4 protein-coding genes and 4 pseudogenes are annotated in these 8,656 nt (G+C 34.1%); 2 read left to right on the forward strand and 6 right to left on the reverse strand.

What is annotated here, in order from left to right:
* Positions 1-512: 512 nt before the first annotated feature.
* Positions 513-1,401: pseudogene (locus BHE89_RS04575) on the reverse strand (PhzF family phenazine biosynthesis protein).
* A gap of 115 nt (positions 1,402-1,516) precedes the next feature.
* Positions 1,517-2,099, reverse strand: a pseudogene (locus BHE89_RS04580) (histidine phosphatase family protein).
* A 507-nt stretch (positions 2,100-2,606) separates the two neighbouring features.
* Between BHE89_RS04580 and BHE89_RS04585 the strand changes: the two are divergent.
* Positions 2,607-4,159, forward strand: a pseudogene (locus tag BHE89_RS04585) (methyl-accepting chemotaxis protein).
* A 107-nt stretch (positions 4,160-4,266) separates the two neighbouring features.
* Here BHE89_RS04585 and BHE89_RS04590 read toward each other — a convergent pair.
* From BHE89_RS04590 to BHE89_RS04600, 4 genes and pseudogenes are all read right to left on the reverse strand, one after another.
* Positions 4,267-4,847 (reverse strand): annotated as a pseudogene (locus BHE89_RS04590) (NAD(P)H-dependent oxidoreductase).
* Between the two features lie 360 nt (positions 4,848-5,207).
* Positions 5,208-6,107, reverse strand: a complete 900-nt coding sequence (yafC, locus tag BHE89_RS04595; RefSeq protein WP_069367781.1) for a DNA-binding transcriptional regulator YafC — start codon at positions 6,105-6,107, stop codon at positions 5,208-5,210.
* Positions 6,108-6,417: 310 nt separating this feature from the next.
* Entirely contained in the window at positions 6,418-6,534 is a 117-nt protein-coding gene (locus BHE89_RS26910; protein WP_353615106.1) for a hypothetical protein, read from the reverse strand.
* The gene (locus BHE89_RS04600; RefSeq protein ID WP_128860322.1) at positions 6,485-6,652 is read right to left on the reverse strand and encodes a putative quinol monooxygenase; all 168 of its coding nucleotides are present in this window, start codon (positions 6,650-6,652) and stop codon (positions 6,485-6,487) included. Before BHE89_RS04600 ends, BHE89_RS26910 begins: the two co-directional genes overlap by 50 nt.
* 296 nt (positions 6,653-6,948) lie before the next feature.
* Between BHE89_RS04600 and BHE89_RS04605 the strand changes: the two genes are divergently transcribed.
* Positions 6,949-8,109, forward strand: a complete 1,161-nt coding sequence (locus BHE89_RS04605) for an MFS transporter (RefSeq protein WP_069367779.1) — start codon at positions 6,949-6,951, stop codon at positions 8,107-8,109.
* Positions 8,110-8,656 lie beyond the last annotated feature (547 nt).

The raw sequence follows: 8,656 nt of genomic DNA on the forward strand, positions 1-8,656 counted from the left end.
TTGCTTTTTGACATATTTTATTTGTAAATTCCACATCATAAAAAAAAATACATCCATTTGCCAATTTTTTCGCTATTTTTTGTTATTACTGTCATTATCAGATGAAAAAATAAACCCCAAAAAATCATTTTCTTTAATTTTCATAAAACACCTAATTTAACGATGGTAAAAATTTTAGTGTAGTACTACTTTATTATATTAACGTTCCTCTTTCACTTTCTGTGCCTCCTTTCTCACATTTTCACCTTATAGATCGAACCTTCTGACATCTGTACATAGGCAGAAATAAATCTACTAGTTGGAATATCAATGGGATCTCCATCGTTGAAACTCTCAATCTCATTACTCGCAACCTACGGGGTAAAAGGAGAGAATCGATAATCAAAAATGTAAGTAGATAATGATTTTTTCTTATTACCTTTACTGTATGACTTGACTTGAATTGATATTCCATAAAATCCATATACCGACTGAAAAACTTTTTGTAATATATTCGTCCATGAATTTTATATTTAAAACTTAACTATTTTCGAGCCTATCATTGTCGCTTTTCCACCTACTCTTACTCGACGAATTGTATTTTCTGTTGAATCAATAATAACGTGAATAAGAGAAGAACATTGCATTGCACGCCCCTGCTCTAATAAAAAAATGTGTTTTGTGAGGGAATACATGCTTAACAAGATAACAACCTAAAGCACCGCTAGAACTTCCTGTCGCAGACTCTTCATTGATACCATATAAAGGGGCAAAATTACGGCAATGGGCAGTGATTTCTTCATCTTGGCTTAGCTCAAAAACATGAAAACCAATCGTATTAAATTCACGACTTAAGTTTGCAATTGCATCAAAATTAGGTTTTAGATTATCTAATTGTCCCAATTGTACGGGGATCAGCATATCAGGTAATCCCGTTGAAAATATCTCAATGGGTAAGCCTGTTTCAGAAATAGTTTCGCAATTTACGCCCAGTGCAGCAGCGACAATATCGACATTTGGAGCTTGTCGAGAAACAGGTAATGTTTGCTCCATAACGATATTTTCAGTATCAATTGCGACGCTTAAAATGCCCGCTTTCGTTTTTTGTGTGTAATGACCCGCTGCTAATAAATTAAGTGAAGATAAAGTAAAAAATAGCGCCAATGTAGCATGACCACAAAAATCGACTTCTCCTTCAGGGGTAAAAAAATCAACTTTAAAATCAGTCTCTTCACCTTGATAAACAAAAGCGGTTTCAGAAAACCCAACTTCTTTAGCGATAGCAATTTTCTGCTCATCACTTAATTGAGGAGGATTAAGTACCACGCCAGCAGGATTGCCACCTTTATTATCTCGAGTAAATGAGTTTACAAGGTGCACTTTGATCTCGTGCTCTACTGAGCGTATCGCTTTATTTTGCATATATTTCCCGCATAGCTTCAAATAATATTAAGTCTGTGTGTAAATACAGAGTGTACTAAATCTATCTTATAACGTTCGATTTTAAATACTTTTTAAGTGTTAGATAAAACACGCGCTAATTAGCGCAAACATCCGACACGCTATCTAACCCTTGCTGTCTTTGTTCAAATATGACGCTTTTCTTATCACCCTCTCGGATTATTTTTAAGATATAAATACTATCAAAATCACTGCTTTTCCATTTAGGTATTAATTTAGGATCCCCCCCCTTCTTGCTTCATGATATCTCGTGCCACTTTAACTAAATTATCATGCTCCCATGCAATAAAAATCACTGCATTTTCATATTTCATACTTAACAGATCTTCACGCAACTCTTTTATCTCTTTAGCATGATATTGAAGATGAATAGGCAATGAGGTTTTAATAGCAATAGGTGAAATCGTTTGGAGTGAACGTAATGAATTTCCTAGCTTACTTTGTTTAGGTGCTGCGGCAAATAAGGCATCAGGTTTGCCAAATTGATTGATAAGCACATTAGGTAGGGCTAGTGCTCTATTTAATCCTTTACAGGTCAGTTGCCCACTATCATTATCAGGTTTTTCACCATGTCTTATAAAGACAAGTGTTTGCTCAGAATACGCCATATGACTAAATCCTAAAATAAATATGCTCAAAAATATAAATACACTGCGCATACAGCGTTACCTTTAAGTCCATTGAGTATAAGTCCATGAGTAAGTTAAAATACATCTAACATTAACCATAAACTCACCTGTTTTAAGTCATCCAGTTTATCATAGTCAAACGTATTTCAGAGGGGGAGCAAACCTTAGATAGCGTCCATTTAACCACGCTTATATTCATTGACGGTTATTCTACTTTCTAAACGCCCTAAAATTAATTAACAAACATTAAAATAGAACAAACAATTGTTAACGGAAAATAAAGAATATCTTTAATTTTTCATTACTTTTCATCCAGCTTTACAAAATTAAATGAAACTTAAATACTCAGCACATTTAGATAAAAAAAGGGAGCCAAACCCTTTTTTACAATAAAAATAATGTGTTAAAAATCAATGCAAGTCTTTTTATCTCCTTTTATTTCGTTTAATGACTAAAGTTCTTTCACTGCTTACCGATACTGTTTGTTCTTAAATAAGTTACCAATACTTATTAATTACTATTTATCCAGGGTTAAGCATGTTCTTTAAAAACTTTAAAATTCGTACAAAGTTAACCATCGCATTTACAACTTTTTGTGATGTTAATTATGTTAGGTTCTGGTTTTGCACTAATGGGTTTAAATAGTGCGAATCAAGATATTCATGATGTCGTTGATGATATCTACCCAGCCACAGTAAAAGCCAATTTGCTGATTAATAATTTCAATGAGTTTATTATATTTCAGCAACTCACTATGCTTGATGAGCAAGGGAGTTTAGCCGCTGAGCAAGAGAGCAAAAAAGCAGAGATCACCGCTAAGATTGCGCAATTACTGAAAGAATTAGACGAAACCACACACGATGCTGAGTCAAAAAAAAATCTTAGCTGAAGTTTATGATATTCGTCAGCAATATATCACCTCTCAAAACTTCGTGGTGAAGGCATTTAATGAAAATAATAGACACGCAGCCGTCAATGAACTAATAACAAAAACGTCCGCTATTCAGTTAAGGTATCGCGATAAAATCTTAGCGTTTATTGAATTGCAAAATCAAAAAATGGAGAAAGCGGGTGACGCTGTTGAGCGTGATTTTATTGAGAAAAGAGTATTTTTAGTATTATTAACCCTCGTCAGCATTATTGTGGGCAGCATTTTAGGGTGGTTTATTACTAGAGGTATTACTCTTCCATTAGAAAAGGCAATAAACTTTGCCAAAGCGATTGCCAGTGGTGATTTAACACAAGATGTTAATACTGATTACCATGATGAAGCAGGAATATTATTACAAGCGCTTGCTGACATGAAAATGCACCTATTAGACGTGGTGCAAAATGTACAAAATGGTGCTGAAAATATTTCGTCAGCAGCAGAACAAATTACGGCTGGTAGTCAAAATTTAGCGGCAAGAACAGAAGAACAAGCGACATCAGTAGAAGAAACAGCAAGCTCGATGGAGCAAATGACGTCAACGATTAAAAATACCGCTGCTCATACTCATGATGCCATTAATGTTGCTGAAAAAACTGAAATTGTCGTCCATCATAATGGCGAAATGATGCTTCAGTTAACTGAAAAAATGAGAGCAATAAATAGTTCATCATCTCAAATGACTGATATTATTAATTTAATTGATGCCATTGCATTCCAAACGAATATTCTTGCGCTAAATGCCGCGGTTGAAGCCGCTAGAGCGGGTGAACATGGTAAAGGTTTTGCGGTTGTTGCTGGTGAAGTCAGGTTACTCGCACAAAAAAGTGCAGATTCCGCTAATGATATACGCACCCTTATCGATAATTCATCAACTCAAACACAAGAAGGCATGGAGTTAGTTGAACAAGCAGGCTCGCAAATTCAGAAAATGATCACTGATGTCGAGGAGATCAGTGCATTATTACGAGAAATCGGGCAAGCAAGTAATGAGCAAAGCGATGGTATATCGCAAATCAATAATGCTATAAGTCAGCTTGATTCAACGACACAACAAAATGCGGGATTAGTCGAGGAGTCTGTCGCTGCCGCCGGTTCACTCAATGAACAGGCAGTAAACCTCAATAAATTAGTTAATTACTTTCAGATTAAAAATATCTAATATTTAGTTGAATAAGTTTATAAAAAATAAAGGTCACTAACCTTCTACCATAGTGACCTTTACATATGCTTTATACATGCTCTAAACGACGATATAAATCAATCATCTCAGCCAAAAACATGAGTTAAATGCGCTTTATATTCAATAATATCTTGATCAACATTTGGCTCTTTGATCACATCATTTGTCATAAAAAGTAGGTAATTGAGACAGCCCTAAAAAATTGTTGAGATTTGTGGAAAGCAAAATAAACACCATCAACACCTCTACCATCAAAGAAATTACCAAATTCATTAAAAGCTTCAACTGGCGCATTCCAAGTTACGGAAATCATATATTGTTTTCCTTGTAGCAAACCGCCTGTACCATATTGTTTTTTAGGATCACGACGTGTACGCCCATCGTTCTCATACAATTTACCGTGTCCTAAGGTGTAGACATCATCCATATACTTTTTCACTTTCCATGGCATCATCATCCACCAACCTGGCATTTGATATACAATAGTGTCAGCCCATAAGAATTTTTCAATTTCTTCTTCGATATCATAGCCTTCCTCTATTTGAGTTTCTTTAACACTATGACCTAATGTTACTAAATGCTCAGAGGCAATATCATGTAATGTACGGTTTAGTCGACCTGCAGAGTGACCAAAGTTTTGACCACCATTGATCAGTAAAATATTCATTTCAACTCCTAAATTTTTTCTTTCGATACGTCTAATGGAGTTAATTTAACAGGAAATGAACAGGTTAGCACACAACATAAACCCCCAAATTAATTTTTAAATTCAGAGTTACAATCTTTATATTTAATCGAAATAAGATTATATAAAAATAAAAAAACCAAAAATAATCGTTTTTACGATTATGTATATTAATAATAACGATTATTGCTTTTTAGGTAAAAAGTCTATTGTTGCTCAGGCTATTTTTTTAAACGGCAGACTGTTATAACATTAATTAGAGCACCTTCTAACCTGATAAGAGAGTATTACTCTCATATTAAAATCAGCGGTAAGAACCTAAGCGTATTAGGGGACTCGAAATTACAACTTTAATGTGTCAGATAAATATTGAGTTAAACTGTCAATAAAAACGCGAATGCGCTGACTCACCACGCGATCACTATAATAAACCGCATGAAAAGGTAATGGGATCGACTGTAATTTATCACTAAATAGCTCAACTAATTGACCTTCTTGAATATCTTTATTCACCATAAAATCAGATAAACAAGCAATCCCTTCACCACTCACACATAATTGCCTTAATGTTTCACCACTGTTTGAAGATATTCCTTTTGTTACCGTAATTAATTCATTCTTTTCGATTTCTAAAGGCCATGTATTTAATGAAACAGGCTCTGTAAATGTTAAACAAGTATGCTCGCTTAACGCTTGTGCTGTTGTCGGAATTCCTTTTTGCTCTAGATACTTTGGCGAAGCAATAATTTTACGATAGCTATTAAATAAAGGGCGTGCACGTAAACTTGAATCAGTTAAATGACCTACTCGTATAGCCACATCCACTTTACGCTCAATTAAATTTACAAAAGTTTCTGATGAAACTAGGGATAAAATAATATCAGGGTATTGTTGACGAAAAATAGAAATAAAAGGGATCAAGAGATGTAATACAACAGGGGTAGCCGCATCTATTCGTAATAAACCTTTAGGTGAGCTTTGTGTACCATATAACTCATTTTCAGCGGCTTGCATTTCCTGCAAAATCACTTTCATCCGTTGAAAATAAAGTTCTCCTTCTACGGTAAGATCAATTTGGCAAGTCGTTCTATTCAATAAATTAACACCTAATTTATCTTCTAATTTTTTCACTGTACGGCTGACGGCTGAGTTAGCCAAATTCAGTTTATCTGCAGCTTTTGTAAAGCTTTTATGTTCAACAACTTCAACGAATACTCTCGCTTCTTCTGATGTTGCTTTCATACAATAAGTCTCAGTGCTATTAGGTAGTATATTGAGATTTAAGGATACGGATATTTTTTTTATTATTGCAATTAAGTTAACAGTGAGAAGTGAATAGTGTGTTATTGAGAATAGTGCGAATGATATAAAAGAAACGTGACGACATAAAAAAACAAGCAGATATACATCATGTACACCTGCTCCAATCATGATTTATACATGAAAATATTTAATTAAAAATAATGAGACACATTAACAGAGGGTAAATAAAATTAAGCTAATTTTTCAATAAATTTGATATCTAACAATTCAAATTTTATCTTTTAGATTTTCAACAAACGCTTTCATATGTTCCCGTCTCGTTATGTTTATCAATAGCGTTCTGGTCTTTCCATATTTCAAAGAAAAATAAATGTTCTTGGTTGAGTAGTATCCTTATGAAGCTCATATTGAATGCACCCTTCATCTTTATGACTCGGTTTTATCATTGCTTTGCAAGCAGATAACACTTCATTTTCATGATTTTCCTTTGCCACAATTGTGGCAATCAATCTGATATTGTTCATATGAAATCCTGTATTCCAACATAAATATAAATGACAAATAAATAACGACCTGAAATGACTCTAGCACAATTTTTTATTTCATTATTTACATTTAGGCAAAAATAAGTTGCTGATACAGCTATTGTCATTACGATTATTATTTCTTTAAAAATCTATTCAATAAAATAAACACCATATTTATTATTGCTATTTAAGCAATAGTCTATTGTTTTTTTCCTTATTTATTGCTTTTAATCACTTTATTAAACTAGCGCCATATCAATTTTTGAGCTCTGCTCTTTTTATTAGGAATAATAATGAAAGCTTTTTTCCCTCTATTAGCACTCGCAACCGGTGCTTTTGCTATCGGTGCAACAGAATTTACGCCTATGGGGTTGTTACCGAATATTGCCTCTGGGTTAGATATCTCAATAACAACAGCGGGGGGATTAATTACAGGTTATGCCGTGGGTGTTATGGTAGGCGCGCCTATTATGACATTAGGATTAGGTCGGTTAACAAAACGACATGCCTTAATTTTTCTATTATTGCTCTTTATTGCAGGTAATTTATTAGCCTCGCAATCAAATAGCTATTTGGGATTAATGATTGCCAGGCTAATAACGAGCCTTAATCATGGTGCTTTTTTTGGTATTGGGTCGGTCGTAGCGGCAAGCCTTGTTGAAAAACATAAACAAGCAGCTGCCGTTGCTGCGATGTTTATGGGATTAACACTTTCAAACTTAATCGGTGTTCCTTTAATGACTTGGATTGGTCAAGTTTATGGCTGGCGTTTAGCCTTTATCCTTATTTCTGGATTAGGTATTGTGACATTGATAGGTTTATTAATGCTTCTACCTTCGATGCCCAAAGGAAATAAGCCGAATATCAAATATGAATTAAAAGTACTCACTCGTTTACCTGTTGTGTTAGCACTACTAACGACTGTATTTGGCGCTTCTGCTCTTTTTGCGCTTTATACATACATTGCCCCTTTCCTTATTAATATCGTTCATGTCAGTGAAAGTGATGTGGCAATGCTACTTATTGTGATTGGATTAGGATTTACCGTAGGTAATTACCTAGGGGGGAAATTATCGGCAAAAGGAATTGATAGAACATTGGTGATATTTTTTGTATTACTGATTGTGTCTATGCTCATACTCCCGCTTGTTTCAAGTAACCTGTACCTAACAGTGATCACTCTCTTTATTTGGAGTGCAGCAAGTTTTGCACTTGTACCTCCATTACAGATAAAAACAATGCAAATAGCTCATGATGCTCCGGGTTTAGTCTCATCAGTGAATATTGGTGCATTTAATTTAGGTAATGCTATTGGAGCTATTATTGGTGGAGTTGCTTTAAAGTACGGTTATAACATTGTCCCTTTAAGCGCGGCATTAGTTGGGATCGTGGGTTTATTACTGGTTTTTTCTCAATTTAAAGTGAAAAGAGAACCACAAAACAGCTTGGCTTAGTCTTTAACGTCTATTTACACTCACTCAAAAAAGGAACCTAGCTCACACTTTGGTTCTTTTTTTTTATGTGTAACAACGTCGCCAATAAAATGTAAACAATTTTACTAATATCAGACAAACTATTTGTTTTCGCCGACTTATTTTGGAGGTTATGGATAGCGGCAAATGTTAAATCCTAAAACATTACTAACATAATCGCTGATTTCTGTTATCAAAACAGAGCCATTTAATGATGAAAATAACCTTTTCACTATTAATACACTCACTATAATCTCAGGGTAATCTCTCTTATTGTGAGATAAGCTTATAGCGCTAAAACAGACAGCAACACATTTATACGCTAAAGAAAATACCCGCTATAGATTATTACGTAGTTAAAAAAACAGAAATAATTATCTGCAAACTCACTTTTTAACCACGGTTTTACTTTGATTATTTGTATGACAATTATCTTAGGAAAACTTAATATCACATCTAAAAATGAGACTGTTACTTTAAAAAAATTTCATGACTTATCTTTGCTCTAGAATAATCAAATTCAAAACAC

The sequence above is a fragment of the Shigella sp. FC1967 genome (genome assembly GCF_001743005.1).
Lineage (GTDB): Bacteria > Pseudomonadota > Gammaproteobacteria > Enterobacterales > Enterobacteriaceae > Proteus.

Excerpts from the sequence above, each read along its gene's own strand:
- BHE89_RS04600 (WP_128860322.1), bottom strand. The coding sequence starts at position 6,652 with ATGAACAATATCAGATTGATTGCCACAATTGTGGCAAAGGAAAATCAT.
- BHE89_RS26910 (WP_353615106.1), bottom strand. The coding sequence starts at position 6,534 with ATGAGCTTCATAAGGATACTACTCAACCAAGAACATTTATTTTTCTTT.
- yafC (WP_069367781.1), bottom strand. The coding sequence starts at position 6,107 with ATGAAAGCAACATCAGAAGAAGCGAGAGTATTCGTTGAAGTTGTTGAA.
- BHE89_RS04605 (WP_069367779.1), top strand. The coding sequence starts at position 6,949 with ATGAAAGCTTTTTTCCCTCTATTAGCACTCGCAACCGGTGCTTTTGCT.